Source organism: Desulfovibrio diazotrophicus (assembly GCF_902498985.2).
GTDB classification, from domain to species: domain Bacteria; phylum Desulfobacterota; class Desulfovibrionia; order Desulfovibrionales; family Desulfovibrionaceae; genus Desulfovibrio; species Desulfovibrio legallii.
Genome location: NZ_OX346397.1, coordinates 1,941,143 through 1,963,080, shown reverse-complemented (window position 1 = coordinate 1,963,080; position 21,938 = coordinate 1,941,143). Strand labels below are relative to the sequence as shown.

19 protein-coding genes are annotated in these 21,938 nt (G+C 63.5%); 11 read left to right on the top strand and 8 right to left on the bottom strand.

Going from position 1 to position 21,938, the window contains the following annotated elements; all coding sequences use genetic code 11:
* The first annotated feature begins 99 nt into the window (after positions 1-99).
* Positions 100-417 carry a TusE/DsrC/DsvC family sulfur relay protein gene (locus tag J7I12_RS08510; RefSeq protein WP_008682206.1) on the top strand — a complete coding sequence of 106 codons (318 nt, stop codon included), beginning with the start codon at positions 100-102 and terminating at the stop codon, positions 415-417.
* Between the two features lie 1,161 nt (positions 418-1,578).
* Here the strand turns inward: J7I12_RS08510 and J7I12_RS08505 are convergent.
* Genes J7I12_RS08505 through J7I12_RS08495 form a run of 3 tightly spaced genes read right to left on the bottom strand, consistent with a single transcriptional unit; the run spans position 1,579 to position 5,399 of the window.
* Positions 1,579-2,604 (bottom strand): tetratricopeptide repeat protein, encoded by a 1,026-nt coding sequence (locus tag J7I12_RS08505; protein WP_118230752.1) that lies wholly within the window; start codon positions 2,602-2,604, stop codon positions 1,579-1,581.
* Between the two features lie 2 nt (positions 2,605-2,606).
* A complete protein-coding gene (locus tag J7I12_RS08500) occupies positions 2,607-4,334 on the bottom strand; it encodes an LIC12162 family transferase (protein ID WP_288908437.1) in 1,728 nt (575 codons plus the stop codon).
* A gap of 3 nt (positions 4,335-4,337) precedes the next feature.
* Complete coding sequence (locus J7I12_RS08495; RefSeq protein WP_118230750.1) at positions 4,338-5,399, bottom strand: N-acetylneuraminate synthase family protein; 1,062 nt, start codon at positions 5,397-5,399, stop codon at positions 4,338-4,340.
* A gap of 243 nt (positions 5,400-5,642) precedes the next feature.
* Between J7I12_RS08495 and rdgB the strand changes: the two genes are divergently transcribed.
* From rdgB to J7I12_RS08445, 10 genes are all read left to right on the top strand, one after another.
* A complete protein-coding gene (rdgB, locus tag J7I12_RS08490; protein WP_130958311.1) occupies positions 5,643-6,269 on the top strand; it encodes an RdgB/HAM1 family non-canonical purine NTP pyrophosphatase in 627 nt (208 codons plus the stop codon).
* Positions 6,270-6,383: 114 nt separating this feature from the next.
* Positions 6,384-7,274: a DMT family transporter gene (locus tag J7I12_RS08485; RefSeq protein ID WP_130958310.1), complete on the top strand. Its 891-nt coding sequence runs from the start codon at positions 6,384-6,386 to the stop codon at positions 7,272-7,274.
* Between the two features lie 111 nt (positions 7,275-7,385).
* Positions 7,386-8,492: a flagellar basal body P-ring protein FlgI gene (locus J7I12_RS08480; protein WP_118230747.1), complete on the top strand. Its 1,107-nt coding sequence runs from the start codon at positions 7,386-7,388 to the stop codon at positions 8,490-8,492.
* Positions 8,493-10,031, top strand: a complete 1,539-nt coding sequence (locus J7I12_RS08475; protein ID WP_288908423.1) for a rod-binding protein — start codon at positions 8,493-8,495, stop codon at positions 10,029-10,031. It abuts the gene before it with no gap.
* 209 nt (positions 10,032-10,240) lie between these two features.
* Positions 10,241-10,723 (top strand): flagellar protein FlgN, encoded by a 483-nt coding sequence (locus tag J7I12_RS08470; RefSeq protein ID WP_208360702.1) that lies wholly within the window; start codon positions 10,241-10,243, stop codon positions 10,721-10,723.
* Between the two features lie 3 nt (positions 10,724-10,726).
* Positions 10,727-12,859 carry a flagellar hook-associated protein FlgK gene (gene flgK / locus J7I12_RS08465; RefSeq protein WP_208360704.1) on the top strand — a complete coding sequence of 711 codons (2,133 nt, stop codon included), beginning with the start codon at positions 10,727-10,729 and terminating at the stop codon, positions 12,857-12,859.
* A 9-nt stretch (positions 12,860-12,868) separates the two neighbouring features.
* Positions 12,869-14,410: a flagellin N-terminal helical domain-containing protein gene (locus J7I12_RS08460; RefSeq protein WP_208360706.1), complete on the top strand. Its 1,542-nt coding sequence runs from the start codon at positions 12,869-12,871 to the stop codon at positions 14,408-14,410.
* A gap of 17 nt (positions 14,411-14,427) precedes the next feature.
* Positions 14,428-14,664: a carbon storage regulator CsrA gene (csrA, locus tag J7I12_RS08455; RefSeq protein ID WP_118230743.1), complete on the top strand. Its 237-nt coding sequence runs from the start codon at positions 14,428-14,430 to the stop codon at positions 14,662-14,664.
* A complete protein-coding gene (gene fliW, locus J7I12_RS08450; protein WP_118230742.1) occupies positions 14,643-15,164 on the top strand; it encodes a flagellar assembly protein FliW in 522 nt (173 codons plus the stop codon). The genes csrA and fliW overlap by 22 nt, the downstream gene beginning before the upstream one ends.
* A gap of 306 nt (positions 15,165-15,470) precedes the next feature.
* Positions 15,471-15,986, top strand: a complete 516-nt coding sequence (locus tag J7I12_RS08445; protein ID WP_118230741.1) for an HdeD family acid-resistance protein — start codon at positions 15,471-15,473, stop codon at positions 15,984-15,986.
* Positions 15,987-16,105: 119 nt separating this feature from the next.
* Here the strand turns inward: J7I12_RS08445 and J7I12_RS08440 are convergent, their stop codons facing one another.
* From J7I12_RS08440 to rsfS, 5 genes are all read right to left on the bottom strand, one after another.
* The gene (locus J7I12_RS08440; protein WP_118230740.1) at positions 16,106-16,675 is read right to left on the bottom strand and encodes a hypothetical protein; all 570 of its coding nucleotides are present in this window, start codon (positions 16,673-16,675) and stop codon (positions 16,106-16,108) included.
* Between the two features lie 586 nt (positions 16,676-17,261).
* Positions 17,262-19,286: an acetate--CoA ligase gene (gene acs / locus J7I12_RS08435; protein ID WP_130958306.1), complete on the bottom strand. Its 2,025-nt coding sequence runs from the start codon at positions 19,284-19,286 to the stop codon at positions 17,262-17,264.
* A 397-nt stretch (positions 19,287-19,683) separates the two neighbouring features.
* A complete protein-coding gene (locus J7I12_RS08430; protein WP_118230738.1) occupies positions 19,684-19,926 on the bottom strand; it encodes a hypothetical protein in 243 nt (80 codons plus the stop codon).
* A complete protein-coding gene (gpmI, locus tag J7I12_RS08425; protein WP_208360708.1) occupies positions 19,919-21,487 on the bottom strand; it encodes a 2,3-bisphosphoglycerate-independent phosphoglycerate mutase in 1,569 nt (522 codons plus the stop codon). Before gpmI ends, J7I12_RS08430 begins: the two co-directional genes overlap by 8 nt.
* A complete protein-coding gene (rsfS, locus tag J7I12_RS08420; protein ID WP_498793549.1) occupies positions 21,484-21,822 on the bottom strand; it encodes a ribosome silencing factor in 339 nt (112 codons plus the stop codon). The genes gpmI and rsfS overlap by 4 nt, the downstream gene beginning before the upstream one ends.
* Positions 21,823-21,938 lie beyond the last annotated feature (116 nt).

The following is a 21,938-nucleotide window of genomic DNA, read 5'->3' as shown; positions in this document are numbered from 1 at the left end:
CCTACGAAGGAATTCGGCCGGGTTTGCCCGGTTGGCGTAGCGTTGGGGTAGGCTTGCCCTGGCGGAGTTGAGCAATATCTGTCCAAGGAGGACACACGCATGGCTGAGATCACCTATAAAGGTAAAAGCTTTGAAGTTGACGAAGACGGTTTCCTGCTGCGTTTTGACGACTGGTGCCCTGAATGGATGGAGTATGTGAAGGAATCGGAAGGCATCTCCGAGATTACGCCCGACCATCAGAAGATTCTGGACTTCCTGCAGGATTACTACAAGAAGAACGGCATCGCCCCCATGGTCCGCATCCTTTCCAAAAACACCGGTTACAAGCTGAAGGAAGTGTACGAGCTCTTCCCCTCTGGCCCCGGCAAGGGCGCCTGCAAGATGGCCGGTCTGCCCAAGCCCACGGGCTGCGTGTAGTTTCCGGCCGTTACAGCATTTTTTCCGCGAAGCGGGAGGGCAAGCCCTCCCGCTTTTTGCGTTTTTGCGCCAAAGCGCAGGAGGGATTTGTTCTCTGCGGCGTTTTTATGGGGGCTGCGACAGGAGTCGCAGAAGAAAGGGAGTACCCTGGCGAGGGGGCCGCTGTGCGGTTGGGAGTTCCGCCGGAAGGCGGGGGATCCTGCCGGAGGTTGGTTGCCCTGCGGGCGCGGCGGTTTGGTTTTTGTCTGGCGTTTGGGCCGCCTCCGGCGAGGGAGCCGCTGTGCGGTTGGGAGTTCCGCCGGAAGGCGGGGGATCCTGCCGGAGGCTGGTTGCCCTGCGGGCGCGGCGGTTTGGTTTTTGTCTGGCGTTTGGGCCGCCTCCGGCGAGGGAGCCGCTGTGCGGTTGGGAGTTCCGCCGGAAGGCGAGGGATCCTGCCGGAGGTTGGTTGCCCTGCGGGCACGGCGGTTTGGTTTTTGTCTGGTGTTTGGGCCGCCTCCGGCGAGGGGGCCGCTGTGCGGTTGGGAGTTCCGCCGGAAGGCGGGGGATCCTGCCGGAGGCTGGTTGCCCTGCGGGCGCGGCGGTTCTTTCTTTGTCGTTATTTGGGCCGCCTCCGGCGAGGGCAGGGGGCCAAGGGCGGGGCTGCGCCCCCCCTTAGGCCCCCCACACCCCCCATAACCCCCCGCTTTCCCAGGGCAGCCCCACCATGTTCGGCGCGGCTGGGACGCGCCGCTTGCGCGACCGCGCCCCTTATGCCGGGCGCAACAACCGCAGGCCCCACAGCCCCCATATTTTGCCGGGTCCCGTGTCCGGCGTCTTTCGTGCCCTCGCAGGTTCTCCGCGCATTTGTCGTCAGTGGTTGCCTTATGTTGGTTGGGCGGCAGAGTAACTGTGTCCGGCGCGGCTGGGGTGTGCCGCTGCGCGGCCACACCCCTTTATGCCGCGCTCAACGCCAGCGAAATCCCACATCCGTGCGCCGTCAGCATACTGGATGGTTTCGGCAAGCCCTTGTGGCGCGAGAAACATTTTTTTTGCGGTCAGGGTACGCCCTGTGCGGTTCTGTGGGGGAATGAAGTTTTTTGAAGGGGATGGGGGGCGTGGGGGGAAGTGGGGACTTTTGTTCACAAAAGTCCCCACTTCCCCCCACAAAACAGTCCCTTTCGCCTACTGCGCTGCGCGCGGCGCTTTGCGGGTACGGGCCGGGGCCTGGGGTTTGGCTTTTTGAGCGCGGACTACGGCGTTGGCATCGGGGTCGCCGTTTTTGGCGGCCAGGTGGTACCAGCGATTGGCCTCGCCCAGGTTGCGGGGCACGCCGGTGCCCTGGTCGTACATAAGGCCCAGGGAGTACTGGGCGGCGGGTTCGTTCTGTTCGGCGGCCTTACGGTACCAGTCCACGGCCCTGGTGTAGTCCTGGGCCACGCCCCGGCCCTGTTCATACATAAAACCCAGGTTGTACTGGGCCTCAGCGTAGCCCTGGTCGGCGGCACGCTGGTACCACTGCACAGCGCGGGCGGGGTCTTGCGCCACGCCCCGGCCTTCGGCGTACATGTAGGCCAGGTTGTTCTGGGCCTTGGGGTCGTCCTGCTGGGCGGCCTGTTCAAACCAGTGGGCGGCCTTGGTGTCGCTCTGGTTTTCTCCCTTGCTGTTGAGGTAGAGCCAGCCCAGGGAGTACTGGGCTGTGGCCAGGCCCTGGTTGGAGGCACGGGTGAGCCAGTCCATGGCTGCTGCTTCGTCCTTGGGTACGCCCCGGCCATGGGCGTAGAGGTAGCCCAGGTTATACTGGGCCGTGGCGTGCCCCTGTTCCGCAGCCTTGCGGAACCAGCGGGCAGCCTCGCGGTAGTTGCGAGGCACGCCTTCGCCGGAGGCCAGGGCCGTAGCCCAGGAATTCATGGCGCTGAGGTCACCGCCTTCAGCCGCCAGACGGAAAAACTCCGCCGCGCGGGTGGCGTTTTTTTTGACGCCCTTGCCGTCCAGGATCAGGCGGCCCATAACATAAAGGGCTTCGGGCTGGCGTTTGTCCGCCAGAGGTTTGAGCAGGCGCACGGCCTGATCATAGTCGTTTTTGTCCAGGGCGGCCTGCACTTCCTGAAGGGTTTTGCCCGCGTCGTCCCCGGCTGCGGGGACGGGGGAGGGGAGGCAGAGCAGGCAGAGCGCCAGGGTAAAAACGCTGGAAAAGAAAAGAAATCGCATGATTATAAACTCTTGAGGGTTTGAATCCAATAAGGAGTGACGCTGCCGGCCACGGTGCGGGCTTGTTCGCGGCAGTAGGTTTGGCGGGCCGCCTGCACGGGTTCGCTCCGCCACCAGGCCAGGGGGTCGTCCCAGACTTTGGCGGCCTGTATGGCGGCGGCTTCGGGGGAAGGCTGCCAAATGCCGGCCTGGGCCAGCTGGTCCAGCAGAACGTCGCTTTCAGGGGTGAGGGGCCAGGCCTCCCGTCGCCAGAAGGCGATGACGGGCATATCGGCGGCCAGGGCTTCCAGCAGGGTAGTGCCGTTGTGGTCCAGGATCAGCAGGCGGCAGGCAAAGAGGTGTTTGTCCAGGGGGCCGGAAGCCAGGCGTACGGCCGGAAAACGCTCCAGCACCCAGTCGGCGTCACGCAGGCTGCCGGGCACGGGGAAATAGGGACGGTAAAGGCTTTTCCCTTGCAGGTCGCGGCTCAGCCCGGCGAAAAAGCGGGCCTTGTCCTTGCGGTAGTCCAGCATCTGCAGGGGCGAGGGGTGGGCGTCCAGACGGTAGCCGAAGGCGGGCATTTCCGTTCCCACCAGCAGGAGGTTATGGCCTGCGGCGCCCTGCCAGCGCCCTGCCAGCCGGGCCAGCTGGGGGTGGGGCAGGGGCAGAAAGTTGCCCCGGCAGCCCGTGTGGCGGCTCCAACCCCAGGTGGCAAAGGCGTGCTGGGCGTATTCCACCATTTCCACTTCCGTGAGGCAGCGCACCTGGCCGTAATCGCTGCCGTGCTGCACATACATGAGCCGGTGGCCGCGTCCACGCCAGAGGGCCAGGGTCTGACGGTAGGCGGCGTCTTCGTAGGCCAGCACATTGGCCACACGCAGACGCGGGCCCCAGAGTGCGGGGCGCAGCCGGCGCGGGTGGCGCAGCCCGGCCAACAGACGCGGCAGGGCGGGCAGAAACAGGGGCAGGGGATCAACGTCGTAAGGAGCCGGCAGATCGGCTTTTTTGCCCGTAGCCTCTGCGCCGTAAGCGGCCAGGGGGGTGGATTGGTCCGGCCCGGGGCTGCGGTGCAGCAAGGCCAGAGAAAACCGCAGACTTTGCCCCAGGCTTGCGCCTTTGATGCGGGGAAAGGGCAGGCGCAGCAGGGCGTTGCGGGCCAGTTCACGCAGGCGGGCGCTGCCCGCGGGCCGGGCAAGGCTGCCGTAGCTTTTGGTCTGGGGCGGCAGCCAGGCTTTGCTCCAGGCGGCGGGAAAGACCGGTTCCAGCAGGCGGGAGAAGAGCCAGTGGTTGAAGGTGTGCCCCAATGATCCGTGCAGTACAAAGTCCGGCCCTGTCGCGAAGAAAAATGTACAGGTCTCGGGCAGCAGGGGCACATGCAGAGGGGTTTCCCCCCAGGTCCGGATCAAAGCCTTGACTCGCCACCAGCGTTCCACGATCTGTTTGGCCGCGTTCATGGCCCAGGGAGCCAGCAGGGTTTCCCAATAGGCCGGGGGCAGGCTGTGGCTGTGCGGGCAGAGCCGGGCGGCCAGGGCGGGCAGGGTGTCGGCGCAGAGGGCTTTGACCTCAGCGCAGGCCTGTTCCTGCAGGGCCATGTCCGTGAGCGGTTCCGGCGCAAAGGTAAAGCGCTGCTCCCAGTCCGGGAAGAATTCTTCCTGCTCGGCGAAACACCAGGGGCCCGCCGCCCAGTGGGTGGCGGGGTCCGCGCCCCGGGGCATGCGGCCGAGCACAAGGGTAGGACGGCCGTTGTCCATGGCTCAGGCCCTGTCCAGGTCCGCCCAGGTGAGCACCGTGTCTTCGGGCAGATCGCGTCGGGCGCGCAGGCCCAGCACGCTGTCGTAGTCGCGGGGCGAGATGCCGTGGGCCGGGCGTTTCCAGGTGAGGTCGGCGGGAGTAAGGGGCTGGCCTGCAGGCACAGCGCGGGCCGTGACCAGGGAGCGGCGGGCGTGCAGGCGGGCGGGTTCCTCTTCGGGCAGGGCGCGCACTTCCATGTTGCCCACGCTGGCCAGGGTGGCGGCCAGGCGCGTGCGAAAGCGGCGTAGGTCGTCCTTGTCCATGGCGTGATAGTGGTCGTTGCCGGGCAGGGTTTTGTCGTGGGTAAAGTGTTTTTCCAGCACGCGCGCGCCCAAAAGGACGGCGGTTTCCAGAATATGCATGTCCTTGGGCAGGGTGTGGTCGGAGTAGCCGATGACATGCCCGGGGAAGTGGCGTTTGAGCGCGGGGATCATGCCCAGAGCGGCGTTTTCGTCCGCAGTGGGATAGTTGAGCACGCAGTGCAGCAGGGCCAGTTTGTTGCCCTTGGCCTCAATCCACTCCACGGCTTCGGCAATTTCGTGCAGGTGCGCCGCGCCCGTAGAAAGAATGATGGGCTTGCCGAAATCACAAAGGATGCGGATAAAGGGCTTGTTGGTGATATCTGAGGAGGATATTTTAAAAACCTCCATGAGATCATTGAGGAAATGGGCGGACTCCACGTCGAAAGGCGTGGACATGAAGGCAATGCCCGCCGCGTCGCAGTGTTTTTTTAGCGCTTCAAACTCATTTTTCCAGAAGGAATCATGCTTTTTGAACAGCTCGTACTGGCTGCGCGTGGGTTCCTTGCTGGTGTCCCAGTAGGCCGGGGAGTCCTTGGAGGCCAGGCTGGCCGCCTTGTAGGTCTGAAATTTTATGGCGTCGGCTCCGCCTGCGGCGGCCTCGTCAATGAGCCGGCGGGCAATTTCCATGCTGCCCTCGTGGTTCACGCCGGCTTCGGCGATGACGTAGGGCGCGGGAATGCGCGTTTCCGGCTGGGGAACAGCAAATATATCCATAATATCCATGGGGTTTCCTCACAGAAGAGCTTTGGCCTAGGAGTATACTCCCGCCTGGGGCAAAAGAAAAGCGCGTTGTCTTGTGTGAATGCTTAACATACTTGAATAACATATATTATTGCTGCCGTCGACGGCAGCCGCCCTGCCCCTGCCAGATCTGCGGGGACAAGGTCTTGTCAAAGCGTATAAGCCGGGCGTATATTGCAGCGCTTTGCGCCATCGCATTGTATTTCATCGGCAAGGAGCTTTTTCATGACTGCCGTGCTGCGCATCGTTCTGGCCACCCAAAATGCGGGCAAGGTCCGTGAACTGGCGGAACCCCTGGCCCACGCCGGGGTGGAAGTGCTGGGACTGGACGCTTTTCCCGAAATCGGCGACATCGCTGAAACGGGCCTGACCTTTGAAGAAAACGCCTACATCAAAGCCGCCACCGTGGCCCGGCACAGTGGGCTGCTGAGCGTGGCCGATGATTCCGGCCTGGAAGTGGACGCCCTGGGCGGCGCGCCGGGCGTGTACTCGGCCCGCTACGCCGACGACCTGCCCTCCCTGCCCGGTGAAAGTCGGGATGCCCGCAATATGCGCAAACTTCTTCAGGAGTTGGCGGGTGTGCCCGAAGCCCGGCGCACCGGCCGTTATGTCTGCTGCATGACCGCCGTAACACCCGCTGGGCAAAGCCTGGCAACGCGCGGCGTCTGGGAAGGGCGCCTGCTTGCGGAGCAGCGCGGCCACAACGGCTTCGGCTACGATCCGCTTTTTTTTGACCCCACCCTGGGCCTGACCGCTGCCCAAATGACCCCGGAACAGAAAAACGCCCGCAGCCATCGCGGCAAGGCCCTGCGCGCCCTGTTGGACCGCTGGGCCGCCTTTGTCCGGAGTTGACCCCGCCGACGGATACAAGGAATTCAGGCGCATCGCCCCCCCACTTCTGCGCTGTTCGCCGGGAGTATTGCAGTAAGACAATGCTTCTGCCGTGACGCGCTCAGGAAGGATGCCATGGGTTTCATTTATGGTTTGCTGTCCTCGGCCGCCTTCGGCCTCATCCCCCTGTTCGCCCTGCCGCTTATCCATGGGGGGATGCCTGCGCCCTTGGTGCTGTTCTACCGCTTTTCCATTGCCGCCCTGGTTCTGGGCGGCATCCTCATTCTGCGGGGAGAGCGTTTCCACACCAGCGCGCGTTCTCTCTGCCTGCTTGCGGGCATGAGCGTCATGTACGCCATGGCCGCTCTGCTCATGTTCTGGGGTTTTGCCTATATGCCCAGCGGCGTGGCCGCCACCCTCCAGTTTCTTTATCCGGTCATGGTTATGCTGCTCATGATCGTCTTTTTCCACGAACGGTTCTCCTGGATCACCGCCGGCGCCGTGGCCCTGGCCCTGCTGGGCGTTCACCTTCTGGGCGGCGGCGCGGGCGGCCGCGTGCAGCCCGTGGGCGTGGCCCTGCTGCTTGTTTCCGCCCTCTGCAACGCCATCTACATTACCGCTATCTTCGCCGCCCGCATTCCCCACATGAGCGGTTTGGTCATGACCTTTTACGTCCTGGCCCTGGGCGGCCTGCTCTCCCTGGCCAACTGCCTGGCCACCGGCGTCTTCCGCCCCTTGCGTTCCTGGCGAGAACTGGGCCTCGCCCTGCTGCTGGCCGTCATCACCGCCGTTATCTCCAATCTCACGCTTATCCTCGCCGTGCAACGCATCGGCTCCACTCTCGCCTCTGTCCTCGGCGTCATGGAACCCCTCACCGCTGTCCTGGTGGGCGTCTGCGTCTTTCACGAGCCCTTCACGCCGCCCATTGCCGGCGGTGTGGCTTTCATCGTCGCTTCCGTCATTCTTGTCCTTCTGGGGGACAAACTCCGCGCTTTGGGCGCACGCCTGCATCGTCGCCCGCAATAAGGCGCGTGCTCGTCCCCTGCGCCCTGCGCCCCCCTGTTGCGACATTTTTTCAGGTGTGGCACGCCTCCTGCATAAGCCTTGACGCCGGTCTTTCGGCAAGGAGGCTGCGCCATGAAATTGACTCTGCCCCGGTGGGTCGCGGTGCTGTCGGCTGTTCTGATGTTGAGCCATGCTTGGCCGGCGCAGGCGGTGCGCATCAAGGATATTGCCACGTTTTCGGGCGTGCGTGACAACCAGCTCATCGGCTACGGCCTGGTGGTGGGTCTGGCGGGCACGGGCGATAAGAAGGATTCAGTGTTTACGCTCAGTTCCATGAAAAACATGATGGACCGCATGGGCGTGGGCGTGGATTCGTCCTCATTGAAGATCAAGAACGTGGCTTCGGTCATGGTTACGGCGCGTATGCCTGTGTCGGCCAAGCCCGGCACGCGGCTGGACGTGACGGTTTCTTCGGTGGGCGACGCCACTTCGCTTATGGGCGGGGTGCTGCTGCAGACGGCCCTTAAAGGCGTGGACGGCAAGATCTATACCCTGGCCCAGGGCGCGCTGACGGTGGGGGGCTTTTCCGCCTCCGGCAAGGCGGCCAGCACCAGCAAAAACGTGGCCACGGTGGGCATCATCCCTGGCGGCGGCATTGTGGAGCGGTCCATACCTTTTGAATTCAACCAGCAGAACAAGCTGACCCTCAACCTGCGCATAGGGGATTTTTCCACGGCTCAGCAGATTGCGGAGCGCCTCAACGGAGCCATGGGCGGTCCTTACGCCCGCGCCGTGGACGCCACCAGCGTGGTCATGGACGTGCCCCCTCAGTACCGCAACAATCTTGTGCCCTTGATGGCCTCGGTGGAAAACTTGGATGTGAACCCGGATACGGCCGCCAAAGTGGTAGTGGACGAAAAAACCGGCACCGTGGTTCTGGGGCGCGACGTGCGCGTGTCCCGCGCGGCCGTGGCCCACGGCAACCTGCAGATCACCGTGCAGGAGAGCGAGCAGGTCTCGCAGCCGGGGCCCTTCTCTCAAGGGCAGACTGTGGTGACCCCGCAGACCGAAGCCAATATCCGTGAGGAACAGCGCCACCTGGTCATGGTGGAAGGGGCCACCCTGCAGGAACTGGTGGACGGCCTCAATGCCATTGGAGCCACGCCCCGCGACCTCATTTCCATTCTACGGGCCATGCAGGCTTCCGGATCGCTGCACGCGGACCTGGAGGTGATCTAAATGAGCGCGTCCTTGGGTGTACCCCCTTTGGCGCCCCAGGCGGGCGCATCCGAACTGGCCCGGCAGGAGGTGCAGACGCGCCTGGCCGGCGTTGGCGGCAAAAATCTGACGGAAGCGCAGAAAGACAAAAAACTGCGCGAGGCCTGCCAGGGTTTTGAATCCATTTTTATTCAGAAAATGTGGCAGGAGATGCGCAATACCCTGCCCAAAAGCAATTTGCTGCAGGGACGGGAAGAACAGTTCTGGCAGGGCATGTACGATCAGGAGCTGGCTAAAAAAATGGCCGGGGCCGGGGGCGTGGGCCTGGCGGACATGATGTACGCTCAGCTTTCCCAGCGCCTGGGCAGCGCCAGCCAAAGCGCGGCGGCTTCCGCTGCGCCCGCGCGGGGGTTCAGCCCCGAAGCCGCGCCCCTGTTGGCGGCAAATCCGCAACAACCGGCAGCGCAGGAAACGGCCGGGCAGGGGGCGACCCGTGCCCAAGCCAGGGACTGGACCGAAACGCCGGTTTCGGCGGCCGCCATTTATGACGGCGCGGCCCCCGTGCGCGATGCCGGGGCCGTAGGCGGGGCCATGCCGCAGACTGCGGCGGGGGCAGGCAGCGCCACGGACGCGGTTGCCGCGGCCTCCAATCCGCCGGAGGTGGACCAGGCCCTGGCCGTGCTGCGGGCCCAGCAGGCTTTGCAGCAGAGCGGCGAGGCGCAGAAAAACATCCGCGTGACGCACGCGGGCAGGGGCGACGCCGGCCTGCAGCGGGCCCGCGCCGCCCGGTTCCAGGCGGGCAGCAAGCTGGGGCCGGGAGCCGTCCTGCCGTCTTTACACCCTGAGGGAGCCGCATTTGCGGGACGCACCCAGGCCCAGGCGCAGCAGCATGGGGCGGCAGGGGGCGTGCCGCCCCTCACGGCGCAAGACCTTGCCGGGGCGGGCTCCTTCATGGCGCCGACAGCGGGGCAGGCCGCCAACCCCAATGTGGGCCAGGCTTTTGACCGGGCCACCCTCGCGGACAGCTCGGCGGGCGCAGCCCCCGGCGCGCTGGAGCGGCAAAGCGCCCTGCAGCCCGTGAAGGTGCGTTATACCACCAATATCTCCGACGAAGGCAAAAGGCATAAGGACGAACTTGTCCGCAACCTGCAGACCACCGGGTCCGACCCGGCCGGGCAGGCGGGCCGGGCCGCAACAGCCGCCACGCCGACGGCCCCCAAGACAGCAATGCAACAGAACGCTCCACAGCCCATGAAGGTGCGCTACACCACCAATATTCCGGCCAAGGGCAAGCGGCACAAGGACGAACTCATCCGCACCCTGCAGACGGACGCCGCAGGCCCCAACAGCCGGGCCGGGGCGGGGCTCGCCGCTTACCACGCCCAGCAGGCGCAACAGGCTCCGGCCGCGTCGCCGGGGCAGGCTGCCCAGCCGGGCGGGCAGGCCGCCGGTCCGCTGCCCATGCAGGCCGCTGTGGCCGCAGACCCCCAGCCGGGCGCGGAGCGCGGCACGTCCGCTCCTGGCATTCCGCCCCTCACGGCGGCGGACCTGGGAGGGTAGAGCTGTATGCCTGCGTCCGTTCCGGCGGTCTGCGTGCTGGTGAAGCCGTGCCAGGGCAGGCGGACCTGATCCGTCCCCCAAATCCGGCACGGATCTTGCTTTAACTTTGTGCAGAACGCTTGGGGCGGCAGTTTCTGCCCGCGTCGGCGGACCCGGCTTTGGCCGTGAGGCCCACGGGCGTTCACCACCGTCCCCTTGTCGAGGCAGCCATGTACGCATCCCTCCACGCATCCCTCCACCGACAGGCCAAGGCCCTGGAACTGCTCTGCCAGCTGCTGGAAGAGGAGTACGGCATTTTGCTTTCACGCCGCGCGGACGATGTGGCCGGGCTGGAATTTTCCATTCAGGAGCTCATCCGGCAGCTGGCTGTGGAAAAAGTCACTGTAATCACGGCCATGAATGGTGTGCGGGTTACAGACTACGCCGCAGAGCTTTGCGCTGCGCCGGGCCGGGAGGCGGAAGGCGCGGCCCTGCACGACCTGGTCCGCGCCGTGGACAAGGCCGAGCAGCGCGCTTCGCGGCAGGCTTCGCGCAACAGCCAGCTGGCCCTGGCCCTGCTGGACCAGAGCAGCCGCAGCCTGCAGGCCCTGACCCGTCAGGCTCTGCCCGTACCGGCGGATACCTACGGCCGTAAAGGCGGCATGCGGGCCCGGGCCCATCCGCAGGCGGCGTTCATTTCCGGGAGGCTCTAGACCATGCTCAACGGTCTGCTCAACATCGGGCATACGGCCCTCACGGCTGCGCAGGCCTGGATTTCGGTCACGGGCAGCAACATCGCCAATGCCGATACCGAGGGCTATACCCGTCGCTATGTGGACCAGCGCGATGGCGGCACCATCACCACCAAACCCGGCGGCGAAAGCCTGGGCGTCAATGCCCAGCAAGTGCTGCGCTATTTTGACGCTTTTCTGGAAAGCTCCTATGTGCGGCAGTCCACCAATTCCGCCCGCTGGAGTGAACAGGAAACCATCATGTCTTCGGTGGAAAACCTGTTCAACGAATCCAACCGCACGGGCATCAGCTCTACACTGACAGAGTTTTTCACGGCCTGGAGCGATCTGGCCCAGCGCCCGGACGACACGGCCACGCGCGAGAGTCTGCTTTCCTACGCCGACAGCCTCGGCGACATGCTGGGCAGCACTGTGGACAGCCTTAAGGCCATTCAGAGCGAGATGGACGTTTCCATCAACCAGGGCGTGGACCGGGTCAATGCCCTGGCCCAGAGCATTGCCGACCTCAATAAACAGATCAACGCGCGCACGCGCGAGGGTGTGAGCAACCCCAACGATCTGCTGGACCAGCGCGATCAGATGGTGCGGGAGCTGGCCGGCCTGGTGGACGTGCAGACCACGGACAACGGCGGCGGCGATTACACGGTCCGGCTTTCCACGGGCCAGCCCCTGGTGCAGGGGCTGGACACCTTTGATCTGCAGGTGCTCGGCCCCCGCGCGGAAGAACGGCTCACGGCCAATTCCTCCTATGCGGGCAGCGTACAGTTTGATGGCACGGACAGCCACGAATACACCCTGGAAATCGTCAACGGCGGGGCCGTGGGCGACACGCCGCCGCCCTCCTTCCGCGTTTCGCTGGACGGCGGCAAAACCTGGCTGCGCGACGAAGACGGCAACGAGCTGCGCTACACCATCACGGACAACGACGGCGACGGCCAGGTGGACCCCGTGCTGGTCAAGGAACTCAACATTTCTTTTTCCGAAACCTCGGGCTTTAGTGCGGGCGACAAGTTCGACATCGTGCCCAAAACCGGCCTGTACTGGATAGAACCCACGCGCGGGCCCCAGAATATCACCCCGCAGACGTACCTGGACGGCACGGAAAACGGCAACCGCGCCACCGGCGGCACCCTGACCGCCTATTTCAGCGTTCGTGACGACAACTGCGGCCGCTACCTGGACGAGCTGGACGCCGTGGCCTCTTCCCTGATCTGGGAGGTCAACCGTATCCACAGTCAGGGCACGGGCAACAGCCTGCTGGACTATGCCCAGGGGCAGCAGCAGGTGCAGAGCGCCACCCAGGCCCTGGGTTCCGCCCAGGCCATTCTGCCCGATGCGGACCGCCTGCAGTCCGGCAACGTCAACATCCATTTTTATGACAAGACTACCGGCGACTACCTGACCTCCGGCATGCTGGATTTTGACGCCGCCGCCGACGGCGTGCAGAACTTCGATCCTTCTGTACACACGCTTGAGGACGTGGCGAATGCCATCAATACCAGTTTTCCTGACCCCAACAATGCCGGGCAGAATCTGCTCAAGGCCAGTATTCAGGACGGCAGGCTGTTGCTTGAGACCAATGACGCCAGCAACGTACAGTTTGCTATGGGCACGGATTCCTCCGGCCTGATGGCCGCGTTGGGCATCAATGTGTTTTTTACGGGGTCCAGCGCCTCCGACCTGGCCGTTAACAGCCAGTTGCACAGCAATGTCAACTACATCGCCGCCGGGCAGGTCAACGGCGATTATCAGGCCAATGCCGGCGACAATGTCACCGCCACCGCCATTGCCAAGCTGACGGACAGCACCGTGACCATTTCCACGGTTTGGAAAACCGTAAGCAACCAGACCATTTCCCAGTACTACGCCAACCTGGTTACCACCGTAGGCTCGGATACGCGCCTTACCCAGACCAATGCGGAATACCACACGGCCCTGACCAGCGACCTGGAAGATCAGGTGAGTTCCGTTACGGGCGTGAATCTGGACGAAGAAATGGCCAATCTCATCAAATATCAGCATTCCTACACGGCGGCGGCCAAGCTCATCACCACCGCCGACCAGATGCTGCAAACCCTGCTGGGCCTCAAGGAATAAGGGGGGCGTATGGCCATCCGCGTGACGCAGCAGTCCATGTACAATACCGTGGTCAGCCAGATGCAGAGCAACCTGGCCGCCTATATGGAGAGCAACGAGCAGGGCTCCACTCAGAAGAAGATCAACCGGCCTTCAGACGACCCGGCGGGCACGTACCGCGTGCTCATGGCCCGCGACGACATCAGCGCCACCAAGCAGTACCAGAGCAACGTGGATACGGCTACCGGCTGGCTGGAGCTGGCCGACAACGTGCTGGGCACCCAGCTGAGCACGGCCATTACCAGCCTGAAAAGCCTGGCCGAACAAGCCTCCACGGGCACGTATTCGGCGGAGAACCGACAGCAGATCGCCGATCAGGCCAGAGAAATTTTCGGCCAGATCCTCAACCTTTCCAATACCCAGTACGAGGATAAGAGCATTTTTGCCGGGCAGCGCTATACGGGCAGCGCCTTTGAAGAAAGCCTGGCCCTGACCAGCTGGGACGAAAACTGGGACAAGGCCATTGACGCGGGCGCATACACCATCCAGGGCGCGTCGGACACATCCATGATGGTGCAGTTTACCAGTGACGGCACCCTGGGCACGAACGAGCTGAACTACCGGTGGTCCAAGGACGGCGGCACTACCTGGAGCGACGGCACGGTGGCCGCCGGCAGCCGGGAAATTGTGGCCGACGGCGTAACCATTACCGTGGCCGACGGCCAGAACCTGGCTGTAAGCGCGGCAGACACCACCCTGGGCGCGGGGGCGGACAACGGCACCCTGCTCTATATCCGGCCCACGGCCGTGTACCAGGGCGACGACAACGACCCCCCGCCGGACATGACCATTATGGGCGGCCCCACAGGCCTTAAGGCCACGGCCACCGGCAGTTTTGGCAGTAACGTGCTGGTGCGGGTGGACAGCGACGTGGACCTCAATGCGGCGGGTACGGAGTTCGGCTATTCCTACAGCACGGACAGCGGGGCCACCTGGGTGCCGGCTACGGCCGTGAGTACGGGCACGGGCACGGTGCGCCTGCCAGTGCCGGGCGGCTACACGGACTTGGACGCAGGCAGCGCCGCCTCCAGTACTGTCACGGCAGGCACGCAGGTGCTCATCCATCCCGCGCGCGCCGACCTGGACCTGGAAATTCTGCAGGATACCTATATCTCCATCAACAGCGTGGGCAAGGATATCTTCGGCGGCTACTACAACGGCCAGGCCACCATGACGGGAGACACCAATCTGTTTGAGGTGGCGGGCAACTTTGTAGCCTATTGCGAGAACAACAATCAGGAAGGCTGCCAGCAGGTGCTGGCCCAGCTGGAAAGCGTGCAGCAGAGCGTGCTTACCCAGGTGGCCCGCATCGGCGGGTTGGAAAACCGGGTCAGCACGGCCAGCGACGTGCTCAGCTTTCAAAAGCTGGACCAGGAAGAGCGCTTGAGTTATATTGAAGATATCGACCTTACGGAATTGCTGAGCAAGCTGACCCGGCAGCAACTGACGTACCAGACCGTGCTGCAGTCCTCATCCTTGATCATGCAGATGAGTCTGGCCAATTACCTCTAGGACCTAGGACCGCACGCATGCTGATTTTGACGCGACGCCCCGGAGAAAGCCTCTACCTGGGCGAAAATATCCGCATCACCGTGCTGGGGATGCAGGGCAAGCAGGTCCGCCTTGGCCTGGAAGTGCCGGAAGAAACCACAGTGTACCGCGAAGAAGTCTACCGGCGGGTTGTGGAAGAAAACCGTCGCGCCCTTGCAACCAGTAACAACGACCTTATGGTGGCTGCTGAACTATGGCACGGAACAAAGAAGTAATCATCGATACGCGCCTTGGGCAGCGGAGCATCGATATGGACAAGGTGGTGCGTTTCCCGCGCGGCCTGGCCGGCTTTGAAACCGAGCGGGACTTTATCCTGCTGCAGATCCGCCCGGAAGCGCCGTTGCTCATCCTCCAAAGCGTGCACACGCCTCAGGTGGGCCTGCTGGTGGCCGATCCTTACAGTTTCCTGGACAAATCCTACGCGCCGGTTCTGGGCCCGGCGGAACGGCAGCTGCTGCAACTGGAAGACCCGGCCGAAGCCGTGCTGCTGGTCACCGTGTCCATCCCTGTGGGTGTGCCGGAGCAGGCCGCCCTCAACCTTACGGGCCCCATCTTCATCAACCACAAGGTGCGGCTGGGCGTGCAGGCGCCCCAGAGCGTGGAAGGCCCGCAGCAGATCAATATGCACACCCTTAAGCCCGTGGCTCCCGCAGACCCCGCAGACCCCGTAGCCCCCGCGGAGCCCGCAGCCCCGCCCGAAGCGCCCGCGGAGTAAGCCCGGCGTCGCTGGGTTGCCCGCTTTAGCCCCCCCAAGGCCCGGCTTTCTGGCCCCCCGAAACCGTCCGCGGTTTCCGGGGGGCTTTGCGTCGGCGGGCCCCGGCGGAAGGCGCGTCGGCCAGACTTGCGCTCCACCCCAGAGCAGAGGCAATCGCCGCGGACGCGGGCGGTGCGCCACTGTCCCGGCTGAAAGCCGGGGCCCGCACTGCTTGACATTATTGTTCAGAAAGATATCTATATTGTAGTTGGCATGTTATTGTCACGGTTGTTCATGCCATTCACTCTACTTTAGAGGAGTATCGCCATGAGTGCAGAGCGTACAAATAAGTTTGATTGGAGTTGCCTGCTTATCGGAGTGCTGTTTTTGTTTGTGGCGCTTATCGCTTTCAGGAATCCTGCGGCCAATCTGGCGGCTATTACCATAGTTTTTGCTATGGCAGCCCTGTTCAAGGGAATTCTGCTGATCCGTCAGCGCGGCGGCAGCACCCTCCGGCTGGTCGTCGGCATTCTGGATGTAGCCATTGGTGTGATATTTTTGTTCAATCTTGGTTTCTCCATGGCTATTATGCCGTATATTTTTGCCTTTTGGTTCATCATGACTTCCATTGACGCCCTGGTCTATTCCTGGCCGCTGAAACTGTGGAACAAGGGACTGTATATTTTTACGCTGATACTGAACGTTCTTTGCGTTATTCTGGGCTTTTTCATGGTAGTTAACCCCCTTTCCTCCATCCTGACCATGAGTTTTCTAGCCGGCTTCTACTTCATGAGCGCGGGCATCGTGAGCATCCTGCTGGCCTTTGGTCGGCCGCGGACATAGGCCAATTTCATTTTGCAGGTGCTTTGGCGACTGCGTGCGCAGGCGCGCCGCCCGGTCCAGTCCCTGTGCGTGGGGCGCGGGCCGGGCGGTATTTGCATTTTCGTGGGGGCGCTCATGTCCTAAAACGGCAGGCGCAGCAGGCGGACGGTATAGGGCTGGATGTGCAGCAGGCGCTGAACGCTTACGTCCTCGGCGCGGGTGACGAAATCCTGAGAGTGGATGTTGAGGATGGCTTCGGCCTCATGGCTGCAGTCAAAGAGGTGCAGGGTGTCGCCTTCCAGGCTGTCTGCCGTGGTCCAGTGGCGGTTGACCGCCGGGCCGTCGGCCGTGAGGTGGCGCGTAAAGCGGAAGATGACTGCCCGGTGGTCGGCGGGGTTGAGCCAGTCGCGGCAGCATTCCCAGAGCTGTGCCGGCGCGGGATCGTCCGTAACGGCAAAGGGCTGGCGGATTTCCAGCGGGAAGCTGCGGCGCTGCACGCGCAGCATGCCGTCCACCAGGGCGCAGTAGTCTGTCTCCTGCTCCAGTACGGCGCGAAAGGCCTGGGGAGTTGCGGCCAAGCCCATGAGGGTTTCATTGAGAATATCGCGCGCTTTGAGCACGCGCAGGCCGTGGGTCAGGCGCAGGGCGTTGAGCACGGCGTAGATGGCGCAAAACGTGTCCAGCTTGCCCTGGTAGAACGGTTTGAGCATGGCGGCCTCCGCAGGCTGTTATGCCTGTTGGGGGGGGGCCGGTCAAGATGGTGTTGGCCCGGCGCGGGCGTCTTTTGCCCCGGCGCGGGCGTCTTTTGCCCCGGCGCGGGCGTCTTTTGCCCTCCGGCTGCGTCAGTGGGCCGTTTTGGTCCGGGGCTGTACCAGAGGAGTACTATCCCCATCCCCAAACGGCCCGCTTCCTTGCCGGAGAACAAAATCCATCCCGCGCCGTCCAGGATGCCGCCCGCATGGTGAGAGCGGTATAAACCCGCCGCATGAGATGCCGCCCGCATGGGTGGGGAAGGACGCTGCGCCGGACTTCGTTGCTGCAGTTTGGCAATCTGCGCCCCCCGCATGGTGAGAGCGGATATAAACCCGCCGCATGAGATGCCGCCCGCATGGGTGGGATGCTAAGGCTGCTGGAACGCTGTATAAAGCCGTTTCAAAACATTTTTCAGCCAGGGTATGCCTGCTGCGTTGTCTGAGGAAGTGACGTTTTTTGAAGGATGGGGGTGTTGAGGGAAGGGAACTTTTGTGAACAAAAGTTCCCTTCCCCCAACGAACGCCAATCCAGCCTGTTCTGCGCTTATTCCGCCACTTCGTCTTCGGTTTCGTGGCGGCCTGCCATGAGGTTGCGGTGACCATTGATGATCTGGTCCAGCACGTGGGGTTCGGCCAGAGAGGTGGCGTCGCCGATATCTTCGTACTGGCCCCCGGCGATTTTGCGCAGCATTCTGCGGATGATTTTGCCGGAGGTGGTTTTGGGCATGGCTTCCACGAACTGGATATGTTCGGGGCTGGCCAGGGGGCCGATGTCACGGCGCACGGCGTCGCGCAGTTTGACGCGCAGGGCGGCGCTCCAGGGCACTTCATCGCGGGTGACCACGTAGGCGTAGATGCCTTCGCCCTTGAGGGGGTGGGGCATGGGCACCACGGCGGCTTCGCCCACTTCGGAGCAGGCGGCCAGTACGGCTTCGATTTCGGCGGTGGAGAGGCGGTGGCCGGAGACGTTGATGGAATCGTCGATGCGGCCGAGGATCCAGAAGTAGCCGTCCTGGTCCACTTCTGCGGCGTCGCCGGAGGCGTAGCAGCCGAAGCGGGAGAAGTAGGACTGGTATTTTTCCTCGTCATTGAACACGCCCTGCATCATACCGGGCCAGGGGCGGCGGATGACCAGGTGGCCGGCGCGGCAGCCTGCTTCGGGTTCTTCGCCGTCGCGGGCGGCGGAGCCCATAACGGTGGCGTCGATGCCGGGCAGGGGTTTGCTGGCTGAGCCTGGCTTGAGTTTGGTGGCGTAGGGCATGGGGGCGATCATGGCGCCTCCGGTTTCGGTCTGCCACCAGGTATCCACAATGGGCAGTTCGCCGCTGCCGATATGTTTGTGGTACCACTGCCAGACTTCGGGGCTGATGGGTTCGCCCACGCTGCCCAGGATGCGCAGGCTGCCCAGGTCGTAGCGTTCGGTCCAGGCTTCGTTCATGCGCATGAGGGAGCGGATGACCGTGGGTGCGGTGTAGAGGATATTGACGCGGAAGTTTTCCACAATGCGCCAGTAACGGTCGGGGTAGGGCCAGGTGGGGATGCCCTCAAACATGAGGGTGGTGGCCCCCAGGGAGAGAGGGCCGTAGACCCCGTAGGTATGGCCGGTGATCCAGCCCGCGTCGGCTGTGCACCAGTAGACGTCGTCGTCGCGCATGTCAAAGCACCACTGGGTGGTGTGGGCGGCGTAGGTCAGGTAGCCGCCCGTGGCGTGCATGACGCCCGTGGGTTTGCCCGTGCTGCCGCTGGTGTGGAGCAGAAAGAGGGTATCTTCGGCGTCCATGGGTTCGCAGGGGAAGTCGGGGTTGAGGGTGAAGTCGTCAATGAGGTCGTGCCACCAGATGTCGCGGTTGCGCTGCATGGTCACGCCGTCCAGCCCGGCGTGGCGCACCACCACCACATGGGCTACGGAGGGGCATTTTTCCAGGATGGGGTCGAGGTTGGCCTTGAGGGGTTTGCATTTGCCCCCGCGCACGGCGGCGTCGGCGGTAATGACCACGCGGGCCTTGCAGCCTTCTATGCGGCTGCGCACGCCGCCTTCGGCGTAGCCGGAGAAGATGGCCGTGTGGATGGCCCCGATGCGGGCGCAGGCCAGCATGGCGATGAAGAGCTCTGGAATCATGGGCATGTACAGGGCCACATGGTCGCCCTTGCGAATGCGCAGGGAGCTTAAGGCGTGGGCCACCCGGCATACCTCGGTGTAGAGCATCTGATAGGTGTAGCAGCGCACGTCAGTTTCTTTTTCGCCCTGCCAGATGATGGCGGCTTTGTTGCGACGGCCGGAGATCAGGTGCCTGTCTATGCAATTGAACGAGGCATTGAGTTTTCCGCCAACAAACCATTTGTATTTATGGTGTACCTCATCGGCTTCTAGTACCTTGTCCCAGCGTTTGAACCAGTGGATCAGTTGCGAAGCTCGCGCACCCCAGAAGTCATTGGGGTCTTCCAGGGCGCGACGGCAGAGAGCGTCGTATTCTGCCGGGCCGCAAACCCAGGCAGAAGTCTTGCCGTGCTCTGGTGGAAGGTAGCTGCGATTTTCATTCAACAGTGTAGTGATCCGCTCCTGGGACATAATCCTGTCCTCCCTCCTGTGATAAGAGTTGTGCAACAAGGATGGCAAAGCGCCATGATAGCTCACTACGAAGATTTGAGAGAGTCGTCAAGAGGCAGTAATTGTTTGGTCTTTCAGTCATAGTTGTGAAAAATTATACAATCGTGCCGGATTTTGCGGTTTTGCACGGTGGAATCGGCATTGTAATGCCATTACAATTGAAGAATTTTTTCACAATATAAAGAAAAAAAGATGAAATTTTTTTGGGGAGGGGAGTAAGGGAGCAGGCAGCCCTTGAAAAAGGAGAGCGGATGTGGAAGGCCTGGCCGCATGCCGGGGATTGAGAACGACGGGATGTGCGCAGCGCAACGCAAAAGGCGGGGCGGTCCAGGCCGCTCGCCAGGCCGCTTTGTGGGGATTACAGAAAATCCGGGTCGGCGGCGGCTTTGCCGTCAGCCAGCATGATGCGCACGTAGTGCAGGCTGTGTTCGTCTACGGGAATGATGGGGAAGGGCTGGCCGCAGCCGGGGCAGCGCACCATGCGCGGTTCCGTCGGGCTGGCCTGGGGGACGTGTTTGCCGCAGCCGGGGCATTGGTAGAAAAAAAGGATTTCCATGCCGTCCGGGGCTACGGGTTCTATGGGGCGTCGGGATTCAGCCACGGGTATGCTCTCCTGTCAGGTCGCGGCCTGTCATGGCGGGGGATGTGGGCAGACCCCAAAGGGCCAGCAGGGTAGGGGCCACGTCGGCCAGGCGTCCGTCGGCAAGCGGGTGGCGCAGGCCGTCGGGCTGCAGCAGGATGCAGGGCACGGGGTTGGTGGTGTGGGCCGTCTGCGGTTGGCCGTCCGGGGTGAGCATATTTTCGCAGTTGCCGTGGTCCGCAATGATCAGCATGCGGCCCTGGCGGTTTCTGACGGCCGCGGCCATGCGGCCCACGCACTGGTCTACGGTTTCGCAGGCCGCAATGGCCGCGGGCAGAACGCCGGTGTGCCCCACCATGTCGCCGTTGGCCAGGTTGCAGACCACCAGGTCGTAGACGCCGCTGTTCCAGGCTTCCACAAATTTGTCCGTTACCTGCGCTGCGCTCATGGCCGGTTTGAGGTCATAGGTGGCTACATCGCGAGGAGAAGGCACCAGGATGCGGTCTTCGCCGGGGAAGGGCTCTTCCACCCCGCCGTTGAAAAAGTAGGTAACGTGGGCGTATTTTTCCGTTTCTGCCAGGCGCAGCTGGCGCAGGCCGTGGGCTGCGGCCAGTTCTCCCAGGCCACCGACCACCGCCTCCTTGGGAAAGGCCACAGGGATGGCAAAGCTGGCCTCGTAGGCAGTCATGGAGGCCACGACGGCCAGCTGCGGCAGACGGCCGCGGTCAAAGCCCGCAAAATCCGGCTGAATAATGGCCTGCGTCAGCTGTCGGATGCGGTCCGCGCGGAAGTTGAAGAAAAAGAGCGCGTCGCCATCGGCCATGCCCGGAATTTCGTCCCCCGCAAAGGCCACGGGCTTGATGAATTCATCCGTGATGCCGGCCTCATAGGAGGCCTCCACTGCGGCCACCGGGTCCAGATCCGTCCGGGGTTGGCCGTGGACAAGGGCCTGCCAGGCCAGGGCCAGGCGTTCCCAGTGCTTGTCTCTGTCCATGGCGTAGTAGCGGCCGGCCATGCTGGCCACGCGGGCGCCGGGTTGATCTCTGATGGCCGTGAGCAAGTCGCGCATATAGCCCGCGCCGCTGTGTGGGGCGCGGTCGCGACCGTCCATGAAGCAGTGGATGCGCACGGGCACCTTACGAGCGTGGGCCAGGGCGCAGAGCGCCTCCAGGTGGCGGATGTGGCTGTGCACGCCCCCGTCGGAGAGCAGCCCGGCCAGATGCAGACGGCCGCCGGTGCGGGCCGCCGTATCCAGCAGGGCGGTGAGTACGGGGTTGGCGGCAAAGCTGCCGTTCTCCAAAGCCAGATCAATGCGGGTCATGTCCTGATAAATAACGCGTCCCGCGCCGATATTAAGGTGCCCCACCTCGGAATTGCCCATGTAACCCGCAGGCAGGCCCACGTCCCGGCCCGAAGCCGCAAGGCGCGAATGGGGGCAGGCGGCGTTGAGCGCGTCCAGGTTGGGGGTCTGCGCCAACCAGGGGGCGTTGCCCGGACCGGGCTCGGCCAAGCCCCAGCCGTCCAGAATAAGCAACAGGGTGGGGGTAAGCGCGGCAGAGCCTGCCGGGCGGCTTTGGGTCATTGCGGGGCCTCCCCGGCGCTCTGTGCGCCCCAGAGGGCCTCAAGGCCATAGAGGGCGCGCACCGGTTCCTGAAAAATGTTCACCACCAGATCGTTCATATCCACCAGAATCCACTGGCCCGCAGTATAGCCTTCCGTGCGCAGAAATTCATAGTTGCGCAGGCGGCAGAGCTCACCCAGGCCGTCAGCCAGGCTGCGGGCGTGACGGGCGGAACCGGCGCTGGCAATGACCAACGCCGTGGTAAAGGCGTTCTGCCCGTTGAGATCCAGGCTGACCACGTTGGCGGCTTTGTGTTCCTCCAGCCAGCGGGCCACGTCCGCCATGCGGGCGGCCACGGAGAGCGCCGAGTGGCGTCTGGAGGAATGTGCAGCTGCGGGTGCGGGCGGGGTAGTATTTTCCATAGCGCAAAATGTACCGTAAAGCCGGGCAAAGGGCAATGCCGGGCTGTGCC

Bases quoted from the DNA above. Each gene is read 5' to 3' on its own strand.
- J7I12_RS08510 (WP_008682206.1), top strand. From the start codon at position 100: ATGGCTGAGATCACCTATAAAGGTAAAAGCTTTGAAGTTGACGAAGAC.
- J7I12_RS08505 (WP_118230752.1), bottom strand. From the start codon at position 2,604: ATGCGATTTCTTTTCTTTTCCAGCGTTTTTACCCTGGCGCTCTGCCTG.
- J7I12_RS08500 (WP_288908437.1), bottom strand. From the start codon at position 4,334: ATGGACAACGGCCGTCCTACCCTTGTGCTCGGCCGCATGCCCCGGGGC.
- J7I12_RS08495 (WP_118230750.1), bottom strand. From the start codon at position 5,399: ATGGATATTATGGATATATTTGCTGTTCCCCAGCCGGAAACGCGCATT.
- rdgB (WP_130958311.1), top strand. From the start codon at position 5,643: ATGACTGCCGTGCTGCGCATCGTTCTGGCCACCCAAAATGCGGGCAAG.
- J7I12_RS08485 (WP_130958310.1), top strand. From the start codon at position 6,384: ATGGGTTTCATTTATGGTTTGCTGTCCTCGGCCGCCTTCGGCCTCATC.
- J7I12_RS08480 (WP_118230747.1), top strand. From the start codon at position 7,386: ATGAAATTGACTCTGCCCCGGTGGGTCGCGGTGCTGTCGGCTGTTCTG.
- J7I12_RS08475 (WP_288908423.1), top strand. From the start codon at position 8,493: ATGAGCGCGTCCTTGGGTGTACCCCCTTTGGCGCCCCAGGCGGGCGCA.
- J7I12_RS08470 (WP_208360702.1), top strand. From the start codon at position 10,241: ATGTACGCATCCCTCCACGCATCCCTCCACCGACAGGCCAAGGCCCTG.
- flgK (WP_208360704.1), top strand. From the start codon at position 10,727: ATGCTCAACGGTCTGCTCAACATCGGGCATACGGCCCTCACGGCTGCG.
- J7I12_RS08460 (WP_208360706.1), top strand. From the start codon at position 12,869: ATGGCCATCCGCGTGACGCAGCAGTCCATGTACAATACCGTGGTCAGC.
- csrA (WP_118230743.1), top strand. From the start codon at position 14,428: ATGCTGATTTTGACGCGACGCCCCGGAGAAAGCCTCTACCTGGGCGAA.
- fliW (WP_118230742.1), top strand. From the start codon at position 14,643: ATGGCACGGAACAAAGAAGTAATCATCGATACGCGCCTTGGGCAGCGG.
- J7I12_RS08445 (WP_118230741.1), top strand. From the start codon at position 15,471: ATGAGTGCAGAGCGTACAAATAAGTTTGATTGGAGTTGCCTGCTTATC.
- J7I12_RS08440 (WP_118230740.1), bottom strand. From the start codon at position 16,675: ATGCTCAAACCGTTCTACCAGGGCAAGCTGGACACGTTTTGCGCCATC.
- acs (WP_130958306.1), bottom strand. From the start codon at position 19,286: ATGTCCCAGGAGCGGATCACTACACTGTTGAATGAAAATCGCAGCTAC.
- gpmI (WP_208360708.1), bottom strand. From the start codon at position 21,487: ATGACCCAAAGCCGCCCGGCAGGCTCTGCCGCGCTTACCCCCACCCTG.